The following is a 20574-nucleotide window of genomic DNA, read 5'->3' on the forward strand; positions in this document are numbered from 1 at the left end:
GCCGACGTGTGCGAGCGCGAGCGGGATTAGGCTACCCGGGTGGTGTTCCCCGATCCCCGCGTGCTCATCGACGCCACCTCCGTGCCCGCCGACCGCGGTGGGGTCGGCCGCTACGTCGACGCGCTCGTTGCCGCACTGGACGCTGACGGCTCCCTGATCACCGTCGTCTGCCAGCCGCGCGACGCCGAGCTGTACGGCAAGCTCGCCCCGAACGCGCGCGTCGTCGTCGCCACCGAGACCGTCGCGACCAGGACCTCGCGGCTCACATGGGAGCAGGCCACGCTGCCCGGGCTCGTCCGCAAGCTCAACGTGCAGGTGGTCCACTCGCCGCACTACACGGCTCCGCTGGCCAATCCCGTCGCGTCCGTCGTCACGCTGCACGACGCCACGTTCTTCACCGACGTGACACTGCACTCCTCCGTGAAGGCCCGCTTCTTCCGCGCGTGGACCAGGACCTCGCTGCGCCGTGCCGCCGTCTGCGTGGTGCCCAGCCGCGCCACCGCCTCCGAGCTGATCCGCGTCGCCGGCGCCGATCCGCACGCGCTGCACATCGCCCCGCACGGCGTCGAGCACGACCGCTTCCACCCGCCCGCGCCGGAGGAGGTGCAGCGCGTCCGCGACGACCTGTCGCTGCGCGACTCCGAGTACGTCGCCTTCCTCGGCACCCTCGAACCGCGCAAGAACGTTCCCGCGCTGATCCGCGGCTTCGCCAGGGCCTGCCGCGGTCGCGCCAGCCCGCCCGCGCTCGTGCTCGCCGGTCAGCCCGGTTGGGACAGCCAGGTCGAGCGCGCGCTGGACTCCGTTCCGCACCGCCTGCGCGTGATCCGCTCCGGCTACCTGCCCTTCGACAACCTCGCCGGATTCCTCGGCGGCGCCCAGCTCGTCTGCTACCCCAGCCTCGGCGAGGGCTTCGGCCTGCCCATGCTGGAGGCCATGGCGTGCGGGGCCTCCGTGCTCACCACGCGCCGCCTCAGCCTCCCCGAGGTCGGCGGCGACGCCGTCGCGTACTGCGGCGTCGGCGCCGGGGACATCGCCGCCGCCCTCGCCGACCTCTTCGACGACCCCGACCGCCGCGCTTCGCTGTCCGCCGCCGCCCAGCTCCGCGCCAAGGAGTTCACCTGGACCGCCAGCGCCGCCAAGCACCGCGAGGCCTACGCCCGCGCCGCCGTCATCCACCGCCGAGGCCGCTGACCCGCACTCGCCCCGAACGCCCCCTCAGGTACTTCAACGCCCCGAACGGCCCTTTCGGGTACTTGAACTCCCCGAACGACCCGTTCAGGTACTTGGGAGCCCTGAACGGCCCTTTCGGGTACTTGGGAGGAGCACTGAACGACCCGTTCAGTGCGCTCAACGCACCAATCGGGCCGTTCGCTCGCGGTCCGCCCCCGCACGCGTGGTCGACAGCTGCGTAACCAATGCGGCATTGGTTGCGTCTGACGAAACGAATGCCACATCGGGGACACAACAGTCCACTGTGGACACATCGTGGCGGTGAGCGGAGTTCCGCCCGAGTGGTGCCCCAGGCTCGATGCGCGTCGGCGTTCGGAGCGATGCTGGAATCGGGGGGACCTCCGAGCGTGCGAAAGCCACCCTCGCCCGCGCGGAGTGCGGCTGAGCACGGCGAACGCGGCCGGGTGCTCGGAGCGGGAGGGGTGGAGCCCGGCGGTGGCGCGGGCGCGGCGCCTCGGGAGCGGTCGGAGCGCTGCTCGCGCGGAGGTGCAGAATGTGACCCCGTGACCCGCGAACCCAAGTCCTACGGTGACGAGCTCGGCGTGATCACGGTGACGTACTCGCCGGGGGAGACCCTGGGCAGATTCCTGGACACGCTGGCCAAGGCGACCAGCCGCGACGTGCGCGTGGTGCTCGCGGACAACGGCTCGACGGACGGGGTGCCCGAGGCTGCGGCCGCTGAGCGGGAGAACGTCGAGTTCCTGCCGACGGGCGGCAACCTGGGCTACGGCGGTGGCGCGAACCGAGGGGTGGCGGCGCTGCCGGACTCGGTGGGCTGGGTCGTGGTGGCCAACCCGGACCTGGAGTGGGGCGACGGCTCGCTGGACGAGCTGATCACGGCGGCGCGGCGGTGGCCGAGGGGTGGCGCGTTCGGGCCGCTGATCCGCGAACCCGACGGCGAGGTGTACCCGTCGGCGCGGTTGCTGCCGGAGCTGGGGCGGGGCATCGGCCACGCGCTGTTCAGCAAGGTCTGGGCGGGCAACCCGTGGACCAAGCAGTACCGCCAGGAGGACAAGGCCGTCCGCGAGCGCGTCGCGGGGTGGCTGTCCGGCTCGTGCCTGCTGATGCGGCGCGAGGCCTTCGACTCGGTCGCCGGGTTCGACCCGCGCTACTTCATGTTCTTCGAGGACGTCGACCTCGGCGACCGGCTGACCCGCAAGGGCTGGCAGAACGTCTACGTGCCCTCCGCCGAGGTCGTGCACATCGGCGGGGTCTCCACGGCGAAGGTCAAGCCGAAGATGCTGGCGGCGCACCACGACAGCGCCTACCGCTACCTCGCCGACCGGCACCCCGGCCCGCTCTGGGCGCCCGTCCGCCTGGCGATCAAGGCCGGTCTGGCGCTGCGCCTGAAGCTCGAGGTCCGCGGCGCGCGCTAGGACCAGTTCTGCTGCTGCGGGTGGGGGTCGGTCCGCTGCTGCGGCGGGTAGGGCGGCGGCTGCTGGGGGTTGTGCGGCAGCTGCTGCGTCGGCTGGTTCTGCGGCATCCGCTGCGTCTGCCCCTGCCCCTGCTGCCCCTGGCGCGGCTGCTGGAACTGCTCGGTGCGCTGCTGGGGGTGCTGTTGCGGGTAGCGCACGGGGCGCCCGCCCTGGGGCAGCACCATCGTCGACTCCGGGTCGGAGCCGCGCGGGTCGTTGGCCGCGATCACGATGCGCGGGATCTGCACCGTGCTGGCCGCGTCCATCGGGGAGGTGGCGTCATCGGGTGTGACGACGAAGGAGCCTCGTGCCCTGGCACGCGCCAGCAGCTCCTCGGCGCGTTCACGGGGGTCCATTTCGCTGACCTCTCCTACCGCCGGGTCCTGGTGGGCCTCAACCTATCGTGCTCGGCATCTGCCAGAGTATTCGTTCGCCGGGCATCCGTCAGCCACCCAAGGAGCGAGAAGCATGAGCGTTGACGCCGTCCTGCTCGTCGGCGGAAAGGGCACCCGGCTGCGGCCGTTGACGCTCTCCGCCCCCAAGCCGATGCTGCCGACCGCTGGTGTGCCGTTCCTCACGCACATGCTCTCCCGCATCCGCGCAGCCGGGATCACCCACGTCGTGCTGGGCACCTCGTACAAGGCGGAGGTCTTCGAGGAGCACTTCGGCGACGGCTCCCACCTGGGCCTTGAGCTGGAGTACGTGGTCGAGGAGGTCCCGCTCGGCACCGGCGGCGGCATCCGCAACGTGGCCGACCGGCTGCGCGGCGACACCGCGATGATCTTCAACGGGGACATCCTGTCCGGGGTGGATCTCGGCGCCGTGCTGAACACCCACCGCGAAGCCGACGCGGACGTGACCCTGCACCTGGTAAAGGTCGAGGACCCGCGCCGGTTCGGCTGCGTCCCGACCGACGCGGACGGCCGCGTCACGGCCTTCCTGGAGAAGACCGACAACCCGCCGACCGATCAGATCAACGCGGGTTGCTACGTGTTCCGCCGATCGGTGCTCGAATCCATCCCCGCGGGCCGCGAGGTTTCCGTTGAGCGCGAAACGTTCCCGGGGCTGCTCGCCGCCGGAGCGCGGGTGCAGGGGCACGTCGACGCCTCCTACTGGCTCGACCTCGGCACCCCGGCGGCGTTCGTGCAGGGCTCCGCTGACCTCGCGCGCGGCATCGCCCCGTCGGCCGCTCTGCCCCGGCCCGCCGGTGAGGCGATCGTGCTCGACGGCGCTGTGCTGCGCGAAGGCGCCACGGTCACCGGTGGTTCGACGATCGGCGCTGGGTGCCAGCTCGGCGTTGACGCGCGCGTTGACGGTGCCGTGGTCTTCGAGGGCGCGGTGATCGGCGCGGGCGCCGTGGTCGAGCGCTCCGTCATCGGCGCGCACGCCCGCATCGGCGACGGCGCGGTCGTCCAGGACGCGGTGATCGGCGACGGCGCGGTCGTCGGCGCGAACTGCGAGCTGCGCGACGGCGTCCGCCTGTGGCCCGGAGTGCAACTCCCCGACGGCGGTCTCCGCTTCTCCGCCGACGCCTGACCCTCCGCCAATGCCGCGTTTGTGTGGTTGAGCGTGCTGAATGAGTCATTGAGGCGGCTCAACCACCTCAACGAGTCATTCAGCACGTAAGACCCACGCGGCGCTCCGGGCTGCGGCGCGGGGTTACGAGGTCTTCATGGTGGTGAAGTTGGCGCGGTACTGGTCGTGCAGGGGCGCGGAGTGCAGGCGCAGCAACGCCTCGTCGTTCTGGTGCAGGGCGGCGTCGGTGTAGTTGTGGCTGCCGGTGAAGACCCACTTGCTGTGCTTCTGCCCCGCGTAGGTGCCCTCGATGAGCATGTATTTCGAGTGCACGATGAGGTTGCCGGGGATCTTCTTCACGGTGATCCGTGGGTGGTTCTTCAAGTGACCGGCGCTGCCCGTGTCGAGCTTGGTGTGCATGACCTCGACGCGGCACTTCTTGTCCGCGAGCGAACGGAGTTTCGCGGCGATGCCGTCGCGGCTGAAGTTCCACATCGCCACGCGGATGATGGTTCCGCCCGCGCAGTCCACGTTGCCGAGCACGTTGGTGATGGTGTCGGAGCCCGCGCGCGGGAAGAAGTAGGTCTTGGCGTTGCCGCTGAGGTCTGAGCGGAAGTAGTCGTTGTTCTTCTTCTGCGCCACCAGATCCGTGAAGTACCGCAGATAGGAGTTGTAGAGCCCGGTGTTCCCGGCGAGGGTCACCGAGTTGTTCCACATCTTGGTGGTGTTGCCCGGAGTGAGGTTCGCTGAGCCCTGCACGACGACGTTCTTCGAGCCCGACGTGTCGGAGAACAGGAAGAACTTGTTGTGCATGATCGGCGTGCCCGCGTTGCCGATGCACGCGCGCCCCTTGGTGCACACGACGGCCCACGAGGGCTTCGACCGGTCGGTGCCGAGCTTCTTCACGAGCTCGACGGCGGCGGGCTTCGCGGAGTGCTTGCTGTCCAAGACGACCCGAACCTTCACGCCACGGTCCCGCGCGGCCACCAGATCACCGAGGACGCCGCCGTCGTTGAAGTGGAAGATCGCGATGGAGACGGTCGAGCCCACTGCGGCGCCCTTGATCAGGGACCGCAGGTGGTCGACGATGACGCGTTGCTGCCCCGGCGTGCGCGGATCGTTGAACACCGCGCCGTCCCGCACCGCGGCACTGGCGGGCAGGGTGATCGAGCTGGCCGCGACCAATCCGGCGACCAGCACTCGTAGTGAACGTCGCATCGCATGACTCTCCCCGCTCGCAAGCAATTCGGCAAGCATCTTTACAAATGAGGCGGGTAGCGTGCTGCGCGTGCGCGCGGCGAGTGCGGTCGAGACGGAGTGGGTGCCGGGGTTCGAGGTCGATCCCGTCGCACTGCTGCGCCCGCACCGACGCGGCCACGGCGACCCGGCGTGGAAGCTCGACGCGCGCGGAACTGTCTGGCGGGCCTGCACAACGCCCCTCGGCACAGCCACCATCGCGATCCGACGCGGAGCCGCGCACATCCGGGCACGCGCGTGGGGGCCGGGCGCGGAGTGGGTGATCGACGGCCTGCCTGACCTGCTCGGAGCCTCCGACGACGACAGCGGCTTCGTCGCGCACCACCCGCTGATCGCCGAAGCTCGGACGTTGCGGCCGAACCTGCGCCTGGGCTCGACGCGGCGCGTGTGGGACGCACTGCTGCCCGCGATCCTGGAGCAGAAGGTCACCGGCAAAGAAGCGTGGCGGACGTGGCGCGAGCTGTGTGCGCGCTTCGGCGAGCCAGCTCCCGGCCCCACGCCCGAGCCCATGTTCGCGCCGCCGACGCCGGAGCGCGTGCGCGCGATCCCGGACTGGGAGTGGCACCGCGCCGGGCTGGACGGAGGTCGTCGGCGCGCGCTGCTGGCCGCCGCCTCGGTCGCGGACCGGCTCGAGCGCGCGGCGGAACTCCGTGGTGTGCAAGGAAGAGACCTGCTCAGACGCATCCCGGGGATCGGGGTGTGGACGGCCGCCGAGGTCGCCCAGCGGGCCTGGGGCGACCCGGACGCGGTGAGCTTCGGCGACTTCCACCTCGCGAAGATCGTCGGCTGGGCCCTGCTGGGCCGCGACATCGACGACGCGCACCTGCACGAGCTGCTGAAACCTTATGCGCCGCAACGGCAGCGGGCGATCCGCTACCTGGAAGGAGCCGGGGTGCGGCGCCCGAGGTTCGGGCCGAGGTACTCCCCGCGCGACTACCGCGCGTTCTGAAGCTCGCGGAACGTGCGCTCACGGATCTCGGCCACCACCGGGGAGCCCGTGAAAGCCCGGGAAACCGAAGTCAGCCAAGCGGTTTCCGACTCCACACACGGATCTTCCCGAGGCGGAGCGCGGTGCGGTGAGCCCCATTGGTACTCGGCGTCGTGGGACACCAGCGCGGCGGCGAGCGAACAAGCCTCCACCAACACCGCCAGCTCCCGGGAATCGACGCTCGGAGCTGCTTCGCGCACCCAGGAGTCGATCTGGGGTGGCACGAACGGGCGCAGCGCGAGGTCGCCGTCCCTGATCTCGATGATCCTGCGGTAGAGCGCGAACTCCACGTTGCGCGGAAGCCTGCTCCGCGAGGTCAGCGCGATGCGGGGGAGCGCGGCGGTCAACTCCGTCCACAGTGGACCAATCGCGTGATAGCCCCGGTGGGCGGCCACGCGGCGCAACACCTTGTCCCACCACGCCATCGTCGAGCCGACCAGCCACAACAGCACCGATACCACAGCGAGCACGCGGTCCACCGGCGCGCGCAGCGACGGCGAGAGGTCGAAACCCAGCATCAGCAACGGTTGCAGCGACGACCAAGCACCCCACAACGCGCTGCACACCGCCGCCGCGATGATCGTCACCAGGCCGGAGCGGAACAGGCCGGGCTCGCACTGCCGCGCGTAGCGGCTGATCACATGCACGAACACCGCGATGCAGCCGGTGGCGTACAACAGGAAGACCAGGCCGTACGCGATCAACGCGGGATTGGACATCGCGGCGGCGAAGATGTTCTTCGAGAAGTCCTTGCCGGAGAACGACATCAGGACGGTCAAGGTCGCCCACGTCACGAACAGCAGCGTGCGCAGGACGCGCGGTGGGCGCTCGGCCCGAGGCGAGTACGCGATGCCGACCATGTGGTAGACGGCGAGCAGTTGGACGAAGTTCCCCAGCAGTCGCGCGGTGTTCGGCATCGGCTGCACGAGCACGATCAGCCGCTCGGTCTCCGGCGCGAGCACCACCAGGCTCACGGCGATCCACATCAGGAACAGCAGCAGGTGGCGGAGTCCGGGCGCGGGCGGGTTGGCGCGGGCGACCACCAGTTTGCGCACGACGACACCCGTGATCAGCGCGCAGGTCGGCAGGTGGAACTCAATCACCGCCGCGCCGCCCCTCGAAGATCGACTCCAGCCCGCCGAGGCCGTGCGCGCCCTGGGGCCGCCGGCGCCCACGGCGGGCGCGGTGCAGCACGAGCGAGGCGAACAGCTCCGCCTCCTGCTCCTTCTCCTCGTCGTAGGAGGTCCTGCCGAGCACCCGCCGCACCAGCTCGGGGGAGAGGTTGGGCGTCAGCACCGCCGAGACGGCGTCGTCGACAACCTCGTCGCCGACGTGCCCGCAGAGCAGGTGACCGAGCTCGTGCACGAGGATGTGCTCCTGGTGCAGCGCGCTCGTGTCGGCGGCGTAGAAGATGTAGTCGGCCCGGTCGGTCGCCGCCAGCACCCCGCACGGGGTGGCCGGGCGCGACGGCAGCTCGACCAGCTCGATCGGCCGCCCCCGTTGCGCGGCAAGGGTTTCCACGAAAACACCGATGTCGAACGGGTCGGGCAGCACCAGCTCACCGACGACGCGCCTGCACCGGCGCCACAGCGCGAACCTCTTCGACCGCATGCGGAACTCAGCCTCCCCCTGGCTCAGGTGCCGCGCTGGGCCTCCCTGCGCTCGATAGCATCGATGATGTCGTTCACCGTGCCAAGGCCCTCTTCGGAGAGGTTGACCGCGCGCAGCGCCATCCGCCGCACCTCGCTGTTGCGCAAGGCTGCGAGCAGGTCGAGTTCCTTGGCGATCGCCGCACCCTTCTCGTCGTCGAAGAAGTAGGCGGGCGGCACCTGGAAGAACTCGGCCAGCGCCTCCAGGTGGCGCTTGGTCGGGTTGTCCCGCCGACCGGTGCGCAGCTGCCAGAGGTAGGTCGCGGAGAAGGACTCGCCGGTGGCCTCCCGGCACGCCTTCGCCACCTCCTCGTGGCTGTGCTGGTCCCCGTTCGGCCTGCGGACCACGCGGAACAGGTGGTCGATCTTCTCGGCCAGCACCCCGGCCGCCGAGTCCTCCGCCGCTGAGTCCTCCACCATCGATCCCTCCCCGCGTCCATGAGCCCAGATGGATGAAGATGCTACAGCCATTCGTCTCCGTTGACACGTGTCATAAGCTGAGATGGATGGGGTCGGGGGATCGAGGAAATCTGAGTTTAGGGGGAACCACCATGAAGAAGCTCGTCCTGAGCGCCGTTCTCAGCACCACTGTCCTTGGCGCGCTTGCCTTCTCGGCCGCGCCCGCGATCGCCGCACCCGCTGCCCAGCAGGGCCCGAGCGCTGCCGCGACGCAGCTCTTCGACGGCCGCCAGATCGGCAGCACGCCGGGCCTGGCGATCGAGGGCGCGCTGAACTCGGCGTACAACCGCGCGTCCTGGGCCGGGTACTCGCGCTCGCAGTGCACGGTCCTGCGCACGTCGTACTTCCCGGTCAGTGGGGGCTACGACGGCTCAGCCGTGATCAGCTGCACGCGTCCCGGTGCCAAGGCGGCGACCATCGCCGAGACGCGGAACTTCCACGCCAGTGACTACGGCTCGGACAAGAAGCGCGCCATCAACAGCGCCCTCGACTCGGCGCGCAGGCACGCGGCGATCGCGGGCTACGTCCCGGCGAGCCAGTGCGTGACCGTGCACACCGACTCGTCGCGGATCAGCGTCGGGTTCTGGCACGCCAACGTGGTGATCAGCTGCACTCGCTGATCTCCGGGTAAGGGAGGGAGAGAGGGCCGCGTGCCGACCCCAGGCGGCACGCGGCCCCACTACCGCAGGTTCAGCGCATCGCGAGCGCGCGGCGCACCAGGTCGGGGATCGAGTCCACCTCGGACGGCAGCTCGTCCACCGGCCACCACTGGAGGTCGACGGACTCCGCGCTGCGAACCGGCTTCGCGCCAACGGGAGCGCGCACCACGAAGCGCACGTCCAGGTGCCGCGTCGGCACGCCGAGCGAGCACGTGATCGGGTGCGCCTCGATGTGCACCGGGCGCGGATCGATCGTCAGGCCGCGGATTCCGGACTCCTCGGTGGCTTCGCGCAGCGCCGCCGCGACGAGGGTGTCGTCCTCCGGTTCGCAGTGACCGCCGAGCTGGACCCAGCGGCCGACGCGCGGGTGCAGGGTCAGCAGCACGTGCTCCGACGTCGCGTCCAGCACGACCGCCGAAGCCGTGATGTGCCCTGGCGCGCAAGCACGTTCGCACGCGTCGGGGCGCGCGGCGAGGAAGGCGAGGATCGCGTGCTTGACCGACTGCTGCGCGTGGTCCTGCGGCTCCCAGTCGGTCAACCGTCGGACGACGTCCGCGTGCAGCGTGCTCACAGTTCGACCAGTCCTTCCGCGAGCTCGCGCGGCGGGCGCGGGCTCGGATCGCCGTCCAACGGGTGCCCGACCGCGACGCCGCCCAGCGGCTCCCAGTTCGCGGGCAGGTCCAGCACGCCCCGAACCACGTCGGGGCAGAAGATCGTCGAGGAAACCCAGCAGGAGCCCAGTTCCTCGGCCGCCAGCGCGACGAGCAGGCCCTGCACGGCGGCTCCACCGGCGACGGTGAACATCGTCCGCTCGGCCTCGGACCTGAGCGCGTCCGGGTAGCTGTGCGCGCCGTCGCGAACGAGGAACGGCAGCACGATCTCCGGTGCCTCGTAAAGGATTCGGCCTCGTCCAACGCGGCGCTCGATGCGCTCGGGAGTCATCCCGTCACCGGTCAGATCCGCCCGCCAGGCCTCGGTCATCGCGTCGAGCAGCTTCGCCCGCAGCGCGCGGTCGCGCAGCCACACGAAGCGCACGGGGCGGGTGTGGTGCGGCGCGGGCGCGGTCAGCGCGGCGGCGACCGCCCTGCGCACCGCGTCGGCGTCGACGGGGCGGTCGTGGTCGTAGAAGCGGACGGAGCGCCGCGTCAGCACCGCCTCGCGCCGACCCTGCGCGATGGCCAGATCGGTGCCGAGCCGGAACAGGTCCTCTTCCAACGGCCGCAACAGGTCCCGTGCCGTCGACCCATCGTCCACATAGGACATTCCGCGCACCACGGCGACGGGTGTCCCGCCGAGCTTGCCCTTGACCAGGTCGCCGGCGGCGGCCAGCTCGTCGGCGATGGCGATCATGGTCACCGCGAGCTCGTTGCCCTGCGCGTCGATCTTGCCCTGGTAGCCGTGGATCACCGGCAGCCCGGCCGAGCCGATCGCGACGTCGGTCTGGCCGATCCGCCACGTCCGGCCCATCGTGTCAGTGATCACCACGGCCACGTCCACGCCGAGCTCGTCCTTGACGCCCGCGCGCAGTGCGGCAGCCGAGGCGTCGGGGTCCTCCGGCAGCAACGCGATCTCGTCGGTCGCGACGTTGGAGGCGTCCACTCCGGCCGCGGCCTGGATGATGCCGAGGCGGTTGCGGGTGATCAGCGTGCTGCGGAACTGGGCGACGACGGCGTCGGACTCGGCGCGCACCAGCTCCCTGCGCAGCTTCTCCCGGCCCTCCTTGTCGCGGGGCGCCGTGACCAGTCGTCCCTCCACTTTGGACACGACCTTGCTGGTCACCACGAGCACGTCGCCCTCGCGCAGCCACGGCGCCGCCGAGGTGATCGCGCCGAGCAGGTCATCACCCGGGCGGAACTCCGGAAGCCCTTCGACCGCAAGCACTTCGACCTTCGGCGAAGCGTGGTCGGCGGGGGCGGTGGTTTCGGTCACGCTGACACTCCCGCGAGAGAGAACGCCTCGGCCACCATCGCCGAGGTGGCGTCGACATCGGTCATGAGCATCGGCGCGGACACCACCCGGACACCGGGAACGTCCGCGCGGTCGCCGGTGTGCACCAGCCAGCCGTCCAGCAGCCCGTCGGCGGAGGCGGTCCGGGAGCCGTAGTGCCTGCCGACCGCCTGCGCGCTGGTCTCGACGCCGATCGCGGTCAGGCACGCGTCGGCCATGCCCCGCAGCGGCTTGCCGTCGATGATCGGCGAGATCCCGATCACCGGCGCCTTGCCCTCGCGCAGCGCGGTCCTGATGCCGGGCACCGCCAGCACGGTGCCGACGCTGACCACCGGGTTCGACGGGGCGAGCAGCACCACGTCGGCCTCGGCGATCGCCTCCAGCACGCCGGGAGCGGGCTTGGCCTCGTCGGCGCCGACCGCGACGATCGCGTGCGCGGGCAGCGAGGCGCGGTGGCGCACCCACCATTCCTGGAAGTGCACAGCGCGGCGCTCACCGGAGTCCGGGTCGTCGATCGCCACGTGCGTCTCCACGCGGTCGTCGCTGGCGGGCAGCAGGCTCACCCCTGGCTGCCACCGGTCGCACAGCGCGGCGGTCACCTCGGAGAGCGGGAAGCCCGCGCGCAGCATCCTGGACCGGATCAGGTGTGTCGCGATGTCCCGGTCACCGAGCCCGAACCACGTCGGGTCGGCGCCGTAGGCCGCCAGCTCCTCCTTGACCGTCCAGCTCTCCCCGGCCCGGCCCCAACCCCGCTCGGAGTCGATCCCGCCGCCGAGGGTGTACATGCAGGTGTCCAGATCTGGACAGATCCGCAGCCCGTGCATCCACACGTCGTCGCCGGTGTTCACCAGCGCCGTGATCCGGTGCGGGGACTCGGTCGCCCCGGCAGCGACACCGACTGCGGGCATGCCGAGCGCGGCCTTCACCCCCAGCAGGAACCGGGCTCCGCCAACACCGCCGACCAGCACAACGACCTTCACGAAGGGCCATCCTCGCACGCGCGGTCCCGGCGCCGGGCTCAACGCCAGAACATGAACATGTACTGCCCCAGGAACGCGGCGAGGTCGTTCCCGCCGACGAGCCCGAACAGGGCCTGGGACACGCTGTGGAACGCCGCGCCGATCGGCGGAATTCCGATCAGCACCGCGAACAGCACCAGCGGCGCCCACTGGCGGGCCTTCGCGCCCATCTCCTGCCAGCGGTAGGGCAGGTAGGGCTCGAGCGCGCCGTACCCGTCGAGACCGGGCACCGGCAGGATGTTCAGCACGAAGGCCATCACCTGCAGCAGCGCCAGGTAGGACAGCCCCGCGGCCAGTCCCGGTGCCGGTTGGGTGATCGTCACGGCCAGTGCGAGAACGATTCCGAGAACCAGGTTTGCCAGCGGCCCGGCAAGGGAAACAGCGGACTCAGCCCGCTTGTCGCGCAGCGCGTGCCGGTTGATCCAGACCGCGCCGCCGGGAAGCGGGATGCCGCCGATCGCCAGGAAGAGCAACGGGAGCAGCAGGCTGAGCACTGGATCGGTGTAGCGGCGCGGGTCGAGGGTCAGGTAGCCCTTGAACACCACCGAGTGGTCACCCCCGCGGTAGGCGAAGAACGCGTGCCCGAACTCGTGCAGGCACAAAGAAGCCGTCCACCCCCCAAGAACCGTGAGCACGATGCCGATGGTCATGACGACCTGGTTGTCCACAGTAGACAGGAAGCAGCCGACAGCAGTGATCGCCAGGATGAGCAGGAACAGGGGGCTCGGTCGTACCGCTTGTCGGATCACGCGGCCAGTCTGCCCGTGCCCGCGTGGGCGTTTCCAGCCGCATGGGGGGTCCCCCGTCGTGTGTACTTGGCTTGACCCCCTTGCATCACACGGGTGTAATCACATTGGTGTCATTCGCCGGGAGAGAGGGCGAATGGGTCCGCCAACCGGGGAGCGGAAGGCGAGGAGGCGGACGTGATGAAGGACGAAGGAAACCGCGTGGGGTCGCGGGGGGAAGCCGCGCCCACGAGCATCGGGGTCATCGCCGACCTGTTCGAGAGCGACGATGACGAGTTCGACTGGCAGGAAGAAGCGCTGTGCGCGCAAACGGACCCGGAGGCGTTCTTCCCCGAGAAGGGCGGTTCCACCCGTGAGGCCAAGCGCATCTGCGGCGGCTGCGCCGTCCGGTCGGAATGCCTCGAATACGCACTCGCGCACGACGAACGCTTCGGCATTTGGGGCGGTTTGTCCGAGCGCGAGCGGCGGAAGCTGAAGAAGCGGCCGGAAGACGTGCTCCTGATGGACGGCAGCCTCGCCGTCGAACAGGTGGACGGGCTGACCGCCTGAGTGCCGGACGGTGCTGACGCCGTAACGTGACCCCGTAAGCGCTCGGGGTCACGTTCGGCAGCGGGAGGCCATGCGGTGGCGGGGTTGTCGCATGTCGATCGCGGTACTCCGCTGCTGCGGACCGCGCCGGTGCTCGCCGTCCTGGTCTGCCACGACGCCGATCCCTGGCTCGACGACGCGCTCGCCGCACTGCGCGCGCTCACCCTGCGGCCGAGGCACGTCCTGGCCGTGGACACCGGTTCCGTCGACGGCACAGCGGAAACGCTGCGCGCCGCGTGCACCGGTGTCGACAAGACCCTCGACGGCGTTCTCACGCTGCCGAGGGAGACCGGGTTCGGAGCCGCCAGCGCCGCCGCCGTGACCGCGGCGTTGCAGCGCTGGGGTGATCCCGGCCAGTGGATCTGGCTGCTGCACGACGACTGCGCGCCCGAACCCGACTGCCTCGCCGCGCTGCTGACGGTCGCCGAGGTGTCCCCGTCCGCCGCCGTGCTGGGCCCGCTCTGTCTGGAGTGGACAGATCCCAGGCTGGTGGTCGAAGCGGGCGTCTCCACCGACTCCTCCGGGCACCGGCAGACCGGACTCGGGCCGGACGAGCTGGACTGGGGCCGCTACGGCGAGCCCGGGACGGTCGGCGTCTGGATCGAGCAGAACACCGAGGCACTGGCCGTGTCCTCCGCCGGAGCGCTGGTGCGCCGCGAGGTCTGGCAGAAGCTGCACGGCTTCGACGAGGCGTTGCCGCTGTTCGGTGACGACATCGATTTCGGCTGGCGGGCGAATCTCGCCGGGTACGTGGTGATCGTCGTGCCAGCCGCGCGAATCCGGCACGCCGCCGCCGCGTCGAAGGGCAAACGTTCGCTCGACGCGCTCGACCGGAATTCCGGACTGTCCCGCGGTTTCCTCGCAACGCGGGCACGGCGGGAACACGGTCTGCGCACGGTTCTGGTCAACGGCACGCTGTTGTCGTTCCTTCTCGGACTGCCCCGGTTGGCGATTCTCGGGCTGCTGCGCGGAATCGGATTCGCCTTGCTGCGGCGGTTTTCCGAGGCGCGCGCGGAACTGAGCGCGACCGCGCGACTGCTCAGCGGGCGAACCGGGCTCCTCGCCGCTCGACGTGATCGACGCTTTCACCGAGATCCGGACGCGCGCGATGTTCGCGGACTGTTCACCTCGCGCTTGACCAGGCTGCGCAACGCTTTCCGCGGCGGATTGATCCACTTCCTGCGCAGCAGGCTGCGCGCCGACGCCGCGCTCGGCAGGCTGCCCGCGCGCGCCGATCGCCTGCCGACCTGGGCACCGGTGGCCCAGGCCGGTCCGTCCGCGCTCCCCGCAGGAGCACTCGGGCGCGGCGGGCGGCCGAAACGCCAGGCAGCCGGGCTGCGCCGCCCAGCGCGCGCCGTCGTCGTGGAGGTCCCCGAGCCCGTCGCGTTCCGGCCGAGCCCCCGGCCGCGCGCTTCCGTCGAAGCTCCCGCGCTGGTGGTGGTCGAGGTCGATCGCGCTCGCGTCGTCCGCGAAGTGCTGCTGTCCCCGGCCGTGCTGCTCGTCGCCGTTCTGGCCCTGCTCGCTTGGGCGATCCACTCGGCCCGTTTTGGCGGAGTTCTCTCCGGTGGCGCTCTGCTGCCGATCGGTGATCTCGGGCAGACGTGGTCGGACTACCTGGCGAGCTGGCACGGGGTCGGCGGCGGCACCACGGCTTCGGCGACCCCCGCGCTCGCCGTGCTGGGCTCGCTCGGCGCGCTGCTCGGAGGACCGCCGGTCGCCGTCGCGGTGCTGCTGCTCGGAGATCTGCCGCTGTCCGGCCTCGCCGGGTACCTCGCGACTCGGCGGCTTCGCGTGGCGCGGTGGGTTCGCGCGGTGGCTGCCGCGGGCTACGCGCTGCTGCCCGCCGCGACCGCCGCGACGGCGCAGGGCAGGCTCGATGTCGTTGTGGTGCACGTGTTCCTGCCGCTCGTGCTCGCGGGTGTCGTGGGTGCTGGCCAGCCCGGGGCGGGCTCCTGGCTGTCGCGCGCCTCGGGCACTGCGCTCGGCATCGCGGTGATCGGCGCGTTCTCGCCGCTGACCCACGTGCTGGTGCTCGTCGTCGCGGTGATCGCGTTCGTGCTCATGGGTGGGCGCGTGCTCACGTTGGCGGCGATCGTGTTGCTGCCCTTGGGTTTGCTGCTGCCGTGGCCCGCCGTGGTCGTGCAACACCCCGAAGTGCTGCTTCCCGGTGGCCCGTCGGCTTCCGCGCTCTCCCTCGCGGCGCTGAGCCCGGGCGGGCCCGGCGCCACGCCCTGGGTGGGCTTCGCGCTCCTCGCGGCGGTCCTGCTCGCGGTCGTCCTGTGCCCGCGCCGCGAGGTGCTGCCAGGCGTCGGGCTCGTGCTGCTCGGCGCCGTTGTGGTGGCGGTCGTGCCCGGTTTCGCGGGCGCTCCGCTGCTCCTCGTCGGCTGCGGGCTGCTGTGGATCTTGCTCGCCGCAGTGGCTCACGGAGCGCGGCCGCTGGCCTTCGCCGCGCCCGTGGTGCTGCTCTGGCTCGCTGTTGGCGCGCTCGTCGTGGGGCGCGAAGGTCCGTTGCGGGCGGGGGAGGAGGCGGTGCTCGGCAAGGCCCAGGCCGCTGAGCTGGCCGCGACCTCGTCCTGGCAGTTGATCGTCGACGAGCGGCCGTCGTTGGTGCTGGGCCGCTCACCGCGCTTCGGCGATCTTGAGCTTCGGCCGCGCACCCCCGCGATGGCCGCCGGCTTCACCAGCTTCGACCAACCCGTGGTGCGGGACGCGGTGTCCCGCGCGGCGGCGGCCGGAGTGCGCTTCGTCGTCCTGCCCGACTCGGAGACCGCGAGCCGCGTCCAGGCGTTCGCGGCCGACCTCGTGGCGACCGTTCCGGCGCGCTCCGACGGCCGGCCCGTGCTCCGCCTGCTCCGCGTCCAGCCGCCCGCCGTCCTGCTCCCCGCCGACGTCGGAGTGCTCGCGCGCTCCACCTCGCCGCCCCCGTCGGAGCTCCTCGGCGTGGTCCCCGTGCCCGGCGGAGCACCCTCGGTCGCCGTGCGGGTGTCGCGGGGAGCGGAGGCGCGGCTGCTCGTGCTCGCCGCCCTAGACGAGCCCGGCTGGCGCGCGTCGATCGACGGCGACCCCGCCAACCTCACCAGGGCCTGGGGCGGTCAGGTCGCGCTCACCCTCCCCGGCCGCGAGGTCGACGTCCGCGTCGAGGTTGCCACCGGTTCACGGGACGTCCTGCTCCTCGTCCAGGCCTTCGCTGCCCTCTTCGCCCTCCTCACCGCCCTCCCCACCCGCTTTCGTGCTGAATGACTCATTGGTGTGGTTGAACGCGCTGAATGACTCGTTCAGCACGTTCAACCACATGAACGAGTCATTCAGGTGGAAAGCGGAGTGATCTTGGTCGCGGTGGGGTGTGGGGTGGATGCCTAGGTGGTCACTCGCCGTCGACGATGTCGGGATCGAGGCCGAGGTAGCTGGCCACCTGCTCGATCAGCAGGTCGTGGACGAGGTCGGAGAGGTCGGCGCCGTCGCGAGCGCGGGCTTCGAGCGGGCGGCGGTAGAGCACGATCCGGGCCCTGGTCGGGACACCCCTGCTGTCGACCCCGGCGGGCACCAGGCGGGCCAGCGGGACGCTGCCGTCCTCGACCACGTCCTCGCCCCAGGACAGCTCGTCCGGGGCCGATCCGAGCACTTCGGGGACGTCGTCGACGGCCACGTCGAGCTCGGTCAGCTCGTTGCGCCAACGGGCCTCGATCGGCTCCAAGGCCTCCAGCACCACCGCGTCGAAGCGCTCCGAGCGGCTGCGCGCCGCGGGCAGGTTGGCGGGGTAGAGCTGCCCCCGCAGTCCCCGGCCGTGCCGATCGCGCCGTCGCCGGTTTCCTCGCTGTGCCCCGTGAGCCGTCACCACGGCCCGCAGAGTACGCCGGTCGGCCGCAGCACCGTGTGTCATCAGCGTGCCTGACGACGCCACGCCCCGTGAAGCGCTATCGTCCCCATCGTGCGCAGCGTGAGGCAATGCTCGCGGACCGGGTGTGTCAACCCGGCTGTTGCCACGCTCACCTATGCCTACACCGACTCCACCGCCGTGGTCGGACCGCTCGCCACCTACGCCGAACCGCACAGCTACGACCTGTGCGAAGTTCACGCGATGCGCCTGACGGTCCCCCGCGGCTGGGAGGTCGTGCGGCACGAGGGCGAGTTCACCGTCCCGCAGCCCTCCGTCGACGATCTCACCGCGCTGGCCGAGGCCGTGCGCGAGGCGGGCCGGGCCGACCGCCCGGTCGACCGCCCCGAGATCTCGGTGGGCACCGGACGCCGTGGCCACCTCCGGGTCCTGCCCGATCCCAACGACGAGCGATAGGGCACCAGAAGCACTGAGTGCCGAGTGGCCGGGGGAGCGTCAACCGCTCGCCGGTAGGCTGCTGCCGTCAGTTCGTTGACGGAAATCCTCCCGTAGCCGACCAGTTGGAGATGGCGTGCGCGACCTGTCCGGCATCGTGAAGGCATACGACATCCGCGGGGTGGTGGGAGAGCAGATCGACGTCGACGTCGTCCGCGACCTCGGCGCCGCCTTCGCCCGCTTCGTCGGCGGGCCCGCGGTGGTGATCGGCTACGACATGCGCGACTCCTCGCCGTCGCTGTCGGCCGCCTTCGCCGAGGGCGTCACCGGCCAGGGCGTCGACGTGGTCGACATCGGCCTGGCCAGCACCGACATGCTCTACTTCGCCTCGGGGCGGCTGGAGCTGCCCGGCGCGATGTTCACCGCGAGCCACAACCCGGCGAAGTACAACGGGATCAAGCTCTGCCGCGCCGGCGCCTCGCCGGTCGGCCAGGACAGCGGTCTCTCGGAGATCCGGCAGATGGTCGAGGACGGCGTCCCCGGCTTCCTCGGCGCCAAGGGCAGCGTGTCCCAGCGCGACATGCTCGACGGCTACGCCGAGTTCCTCGGCACGCTGGTCGACCTCTCCGGCATCCGCCCGCTGAAGATCGTGGTGGACGCGGGCAACGGCATGGGCGGCTACACGGTGCCCAGGGTCTTCGACGGCCTGCCCGTCGAGGTCCTGCCGATGTACTTCGAGCTGGACGGGAACTTCCCCAACCACGAGGCCAACCCGCTGGACCCGAAGAACATCGTCGACCTGCAGGCGAAGGTCCGCGAGGTCGGCGCCGACGCCGGTGTGGCCTTCGACGGCGACGCCGACCGCTGCTTCGTGGTGGACGCCGACGGCGCCCCGGTCTCGCCGAGCGCGATCACCGCGCTGGTCGCCGTGCGCGAGCTGGCCAAGGACCCGGGCGGCACGATCATCCACAACCTGATCACCTCCAAGGGCGTCCCGGAGATCGTCACCGAGCACGGCGGCAAGGCCGTGCGGACCCGCGTCGGGCACTCCTTCATCAAGCAGACGATGGCCGAGACCGGCGCGATCTTCGGCGGCGAGCACTCGGCGCACTACTACTTCCGCGACTTCTGGCGGGCCGACTCCGGCATGCTGGCCGCGCTGCACGTGCTGGCCGCGCTGGGCGAGACCGACAAGCCGCTGTCGGAGCTGATGGCGCAGTACTCCCGCTACTCGGCCTCCGGCGAGATCAACTCCACCGTCGCCGACCAGGCGGGCCGGATGGAGGCCGTGCGCGAGGCGTTCGCCGGGGACGGCGTGGAGATCGACGAGCTCGACGGGCTGACCGTCGACCTCGGCGAGGGCTCCTGGTTCAACCTGCGGGCGTCCAACACCGAGCCGCTGCTGCGGCTGAACATCGAGGCCCCGACCGCCGACGCCGTCGCCGAGCTGCGCGACCGCGTTCTGGCGATCGTCCGAGCCTGAAGCCGCTGGAGGAGACGAGAACATGGCCGTACAGCTCGACGCCCAGCTGCTGGAGATCCTGGCGTGCCCCGGCGATGACCACGGCGCCCTGGCCACCGGGACCCCGGACGACGCCGAGGCGGACTACCTGACGTGCACCGTGTGCGCCCGGCGCTACCCGGTGCGCGACGGCATCCCGGTTCTGCTGCTCGAGGAGGCCGAGGGCGGCCCCGAGGACTCGGCGAAGGCGTGACGGTGTTGCTCGACGACACACTGCTGGACGACCCGCGCAGGCTCCAGGCCGTCGACGGGGGCGGGCTGCTGCGCGCCGCCGCCATGGCGGGCGCCCAGGTCCGCGCCACCGAGGAGGCGGCGACCGAGGGCGACATCGAGCGGATGATCGGCCGCGATCGCCCGCGCGCCCTCGTGCTGCTGACCAGGCCGGGGGTCGGGCCGGCGAGCGCTCAGCTGCTGGCCGCGCTGCTCGGCCCGGCCTGCCCGGTGCCGGTGGTGCTCTCCGACGTCGTGCCCGGCTGGGTCGGCGCGCTGGACCTGGTGATCGCGCACACCGACGACCCCGGTGACCGCGTGCTCGCCGAGTCAGTCGAGCTGGCCACCAGGCGCGGCGCCCGCATGGTCATCACCGCCCCGGAGGACGGCCCGGTCGCCCAGGCCGCCGCCGGGCGGGCGCTGCTGCTGCCCCCGCGCATCCCGGTGCCGGGGGCGCTGAGCTTCGCCAGGGTGCTGGCCGCCGGGCTGATCACCCTCTCCACCCTCGGCCTGCTGCGCGCCGACCTGGGGGCGCTGGCCGACGAGCTCGACCGCGAGGCCGAGCGCGACCACCCGATGCACGAGTCCTTCGTCAACCCGGCGAAGTCCCTCGCGCTGCGGCTGGCCGACCGGACCCCGCTGCTGTGGGGCCTCGACCACGCGGCCACCGCCGTCGCGGCGCACGGGGCGCTCGCGCTGGCCTCCTTCTCGGGGGTCGTCGCGGACGTCGCGGGCTACCCGCAGGCCGTGATCCGGCCCGCGCTGCACCGCGCCGCGGTCAGCGCGACCAGCCAGGCCGACATCTTCGCCGACCCGGACGACGACGAGGGCGTCCCGCCGCGCGTGCTGCTGCTGGCCGTCTCGCAGGGGCCGGTCGCCGACGCCGCGCGCCGGGCGGCCTCGGAGTCGCTGCGCGGGGCCGACGTGATCGCGCCCGCCGAGGAGGTCACCGGGGACGAGGCGCTGCGTGCGGCGTTGCTCGCAGTGCGCTTCGACCTCGCCTCCCTCTACCTTGGTCTCGCCGCCGGACGCCTCGGTGGCCCCGGGATCGTGGCCCCGGCCGCGCTCTGAGAGTCTGGTCCCGGCCGAGGTAGGGAGCG

Annotated in this window: 21 protein-coding genes; 11 read left to right on the plus strand and 10 right to left on the minus strand. The window is 71.4% G+C overall.

Annotated features, from left to right (window positions below; all coding sequences use genetic code 11):
• Positions 1–60: 60 nt before the first annotated feature.
• The gene (locus CCN37_RS26280) at positions 61–1191 is read left to right on the plus strand and encodes a glycosyltransferase family 1 protein (protein WP_210408210.1); all 1131 of its coding nucleotides are present in this window, start codon (positions 61–63) and stop codon (positions 1189–1191) included.
• Positions 1192–1733: 542 nt separating this feature from the next.
• Positions 1734–2606 carry a glycosyltransferase family 2 protein gene (locus CCN37_RS26285; protein ID WP_246843321.1) on the plus strand — a complete coding sequence of 291 codons (873 nt, stop codon included), beginning with the start codon at positions 1734–1736 and terminating at the stop codon, positions 2604–2606.
• Here CCN37_RS26285 and CCN37_RS40125 read toward each other — a convergent pair.
• Entirely contained in the window at positions 2603–3001 is a 399-nt protein-coding gene (locus CCN37_RS40125) for a hypothetical protein (protein WP_086825816.1), read from the minus strand. The genes CCN37_RS26285 and CCN37_RS40125 overlap by 4 nt on opposite strands.
• A gap of 112 nt (positions 3002–3113) precedes the next feature.
• On the opposite strand from CCN37_RS40125, the gene CCN37_RS26295 reads away from it, so the two are divergent.
• Positions 3114–4181, plus strand: coding sequence for a sugar phosphate nucleotidyltransferase (locus tag CCN37_RS26295; protein ID WP_086825818.1), 1068 nt, complete (start codon positions 3114–3116; stop codon positions 4179–4181).
• A gap of 123 nt (positions 4182–4304) precedes the next feature.
• Here CCN37_RS26295 and CCN37_RS26300 read toward each other — a convergent pair whose 3' ends face one another.
• Positions 4305–5378, minus strand: coding sequence for a phosphatidylserine/phosphatidylglycerophosphate/cardiolipin synthase family protein (locus CCN37_RS26300; RefSeq protein ID WP_168200865.1), 1074 nt, complete (start codon positions 5376–5378; stop codon positions 4305–4307).
• Between the two features lie 70 nt (positions 5379–5448).
• Here CCN37_RS26300 and CCN37_RS26305 point away from each other — a divergent pair, with 70 nt between their 5' ends.
• Positions 5449–6366, plus strand: a complete 918-nt coding sequence (locus CCN37_RS26305; RefSeq protein ID WP_086825860.1) for a DNA-3-methyladenine glycosylase — start codon at positions 5449–5451, stop codon at positions 6364–6366.
• Here CCN37_RS26305 and CCN37_RS26310 read toward each other — a convergent pair.
• The 3 genes from CCN37_RS26310 to CCN37_RS26320 are packed head-to-tail and all read right to left on the minus strand — an operon-like array spanning position 6351 to position 8474.
• A complete protein-coding gene (locus CCN37_RS26310) occupies positions 6351–7508 on the minus strand; it encodes an MAB_1171c family putative transporter (protein WP_086825821.1) in 1158 nt (385 codons plus the stop codon). The two genes, CCN37_RS26305 and CCN37_RS26310, sit on opposite strands and share 16 nt — an antisense overlap.
• Positions 7501–8016, minus strand: coding sequence for an ImmA/IrrE family metallo-endopeptidase (locus CCN37_RS26315; RefSeq protein WP_086825824.1), 516 nt, complete (start codon positions 8014–8016; stop codon positions 7501–7503). Before CCN37_RS26315 ends, CCN37_RS26310 begins: the two co-directional genes overlap by 8 nt.
• Positions 8017–8039: 23 nt before the next feature.
• The gene (locus CCN37_RS26320) at positions 8040–8474 is read right to left on the minus strand and encodes a helix-turn-helix domain-containing protein (RefSeq protein WP_086825827.1); all 435 of its coding nucleotides are present in this window, start codon (positions 8472–8474) and stop codon (positions 8040–8042) included.
• A gap of 131 nt (positions 8475–8605) precedes the next feature.
• On the opposite strand from CCN37_RS26320, the gene CCN37_RS26325 reads away from it, so the two are divergent.
• Positions 8606–9133 (plus strand): hypothetical protein, encoded by a 528-nt coding sequence (locus CCN37_RS26325; protein ID WP_086825829.1) that lies wholly within the window; start codon positions 8606–8608, stop codon positions 9131–9133.
• 70 nt (positions 9134–9203) lie between these two features.
• Here the strand turns inward: CCN37_RS26325 and CCN37_RS26330 are convergent, their stop codons facing one another.
• From CCN37_RS26330 to CCN37_RS26345, 4 genes are read right to left on the minus strand one after another with little or no spacing between them, the layout of a single operon-like run.
• The gene (locus tag CCN37_RS26330) at positions 9204–9743 is read right to left on the minus strand and encodes an NUDIX hydrolase (RefSeq protein WP_086825831.1); all 540 of its coding nucleotides are present in this window, start codon (positions 9741–9743) and stop codon (positions 9204–9206) included.
• On the minus strand, positions 9740–11101 hold the full coding sequence (locus CCN37_RS26335; RefSeq protein ID WP_086825833.1) for a coenzyme F420-0:L-glutamate ligase: 1362 nt from the start codon (positions 11099–11101) through the stop codon (positions 9740–9742). The genes CCN37_RS26330 and CCN37_RS26335 overlap by 4 nt, the downstream gene beginning before the upstream one ends.
• A complete protein-coding gene (gene cofD / locus CCN37_RS26340) occupies positions 11098–12099 on the minus strand; it encodes a 2-phospho-L-lactate transferase (RefSeq protein WP_086825835.1) in 1002 nt (333 codons plus the stop codon). The genes CCN37_RS26335 and cofD overlap by 4 nt, the downstream gene beginning before the upstream one ends.
• A gap of 38 nt (positions 12100–12137) precedes the next feature.
• Positions 12138–12887, minus strand: coding sequence for a site-2 protease family protein (locus CCN37_RS26345; protein ID WP_086825837.1), 750 nt, complete (start codon positions 12885–12887; stop codon positions 12138–12140).
• 174 nt (positions 12888–13061) lie between these two features.
• Between CCN37_RS26345 and CCN37_RS26350 the strand changes: the two genes are divergently transcribed.
• Together CCN37_RS26350 and CCN37_RS26355 are read left to right on the plus strand one after the other, a co-directional pair.
• A complete protein-coding gene (locus tag CCN37_RS26350; protein ID WP_371505043.1) occupies positions 13062–13433 on the plus strand; it encodes a WhiB family transcriptional regulator in 372 nt (123 codons plus the stop codon).
• Positions 13434–13517: 84 nt separating this feature from the next.
• The gene (locus CCN37_RS26355) at positions 13518–16712 is read left to right on the plus strand and encodes a glycosyltransferase (RefSeq protein WP_246843322.1); all 3195 of its coding nucleotides are present in this window, start codon (positions 13518–13520) and stop codon (positions 16710–16712) included.
• Positions 16713–16836: 124 nt separating this feature from the next.
• Here CCN37_RS26355 and CCN37_RS26360 read toward each other — a convergent pair whose 3' ends face one another.
• On the minus strand, positions 16837–17310 hold the full coding sequence (locus CCN37_RS26360; protein ID WP_371505046.1) for a metallopeptidase family protein: 474 nt from the start codon (positions 17308–17310) through the stop codon (positions 16837–16839).
• A 99-nt stretch (positions 17311–17409) separates the two neighbouring features.
• Between CCN37_RS26360 and CCN37_RS26365 the strand changes: the two genes are divergently transcribed.
• The 4 genes from CCN37_RS26365 to CCN37_RS26380 all read left to right on the plus strand — a co-directional run bounded on the left by CCN37_RS26365 (position 17410) and on the right by CCN37_RS26380 (position 20545).
• Complete coding sequence (locus CCN37_RS26365; RefSeq protein ID WP_086825868.1) at positions 17410–17763, plus strand: DUF3499 domain-containing protein; 354 nt, start codon at positions 17410–17412, stop codon at positions 17761–17763.
• A 115-nt stretch (positions 17764–17878) separates the two neighbouring features.
• The gene (locus CCN37_RS26370; RefSeq protein WP_086825839.1) at positions 17879–19225 is read left to right on the plus strand and encodes a phosphomannomutase/phosphoglucomutase; all 1347 of its coding nucleotides are present in this window, start codon (positions 17879–17881) and stop codon (positions 19223–19225) included.
• A gap of 22 nt (positions 19226–19247) precedes the next feature.
• Positions 19248–19457, plus strand: a complete 210-nt coding sequence (locus CCN37_RS26375; protein WP_086825841.1) for a Trm112 family protein — start codon at positions 19248–19250, stop codon at positions 19455–19457.
• 5 nt (positions 19458–19462) lie between these two features.
• A complete protein-coding gene (locus tag CCN37_RS26380; RefSeq protein WP_086825871.1) occupies positions 19463–20545 on the plus strand; it encodes an SIS domain-containing protein in 1083 nt (360 codons plus the stop codon).
• Positions 20546–20574 lie beyond the last annotated feature (29 nt).

This window comes from Allokutzneria sp. NRRL B-24872 (assembly GCF_002155965.1).
Classification (GTDB): Bacteria; Actinomycetota; Actinomycetes; order Mycobacteriales; family Pseudonocardiaceae; genus Allokutzneria.

Coding starts and splice junctions, on each gene's coding strand:
- CCN37_RS40125 (WP_086825816.1), bottom strand. CDS start 3,001: ATGGACCCCCGTGAACGCGCCGAGGAGCTGCTGGCGCGTGCCAGGGCA.
- CCN37_RS26295 (WP_086825818.1), top strand. CDS start 3,114: ATGAGCGTTGACGCCGTCCTGCTCGTCGGCGGAAAGGGCACCCGGCTG.
- CCN37_RS26300 (WP_168200865.1), bottom strand. CDS start 5,378: ATGCGACGTTCACTACGAGTGCTGGTCGCCGGATTGGTCGCGGCCAGC.
- CCN37_RS26315 (WP_086825824.1), bottom strand. CDS start 8,016: ATGCGGTCGAAGAGGTTCGCGCTGTGGCGCCGGTGCAGGCGCGTCGTC.
- CCN37_RS26320 (WP_086825827.1), bottom strand. CDS start 8,474: ATGGTGGAGGACTCAGCGGCGGAGGACTCGGCGGCCGGGGTGCTGGCC.
- CCN37_RS26325 (WP_086825829.1), top strand. CDS start 8,606: ATGAAGAAGCTCGTCCTGAGCGCCGTTCTCAGCACCACTGTCCTTGGC.
- CCN37_RS26375 (WP_086825841.1), top strand. CDS start 19,248: ATGGCCGTACAGCTCGACGCCCAGCTGCTGGAGATCCTGGCGTGCCCC.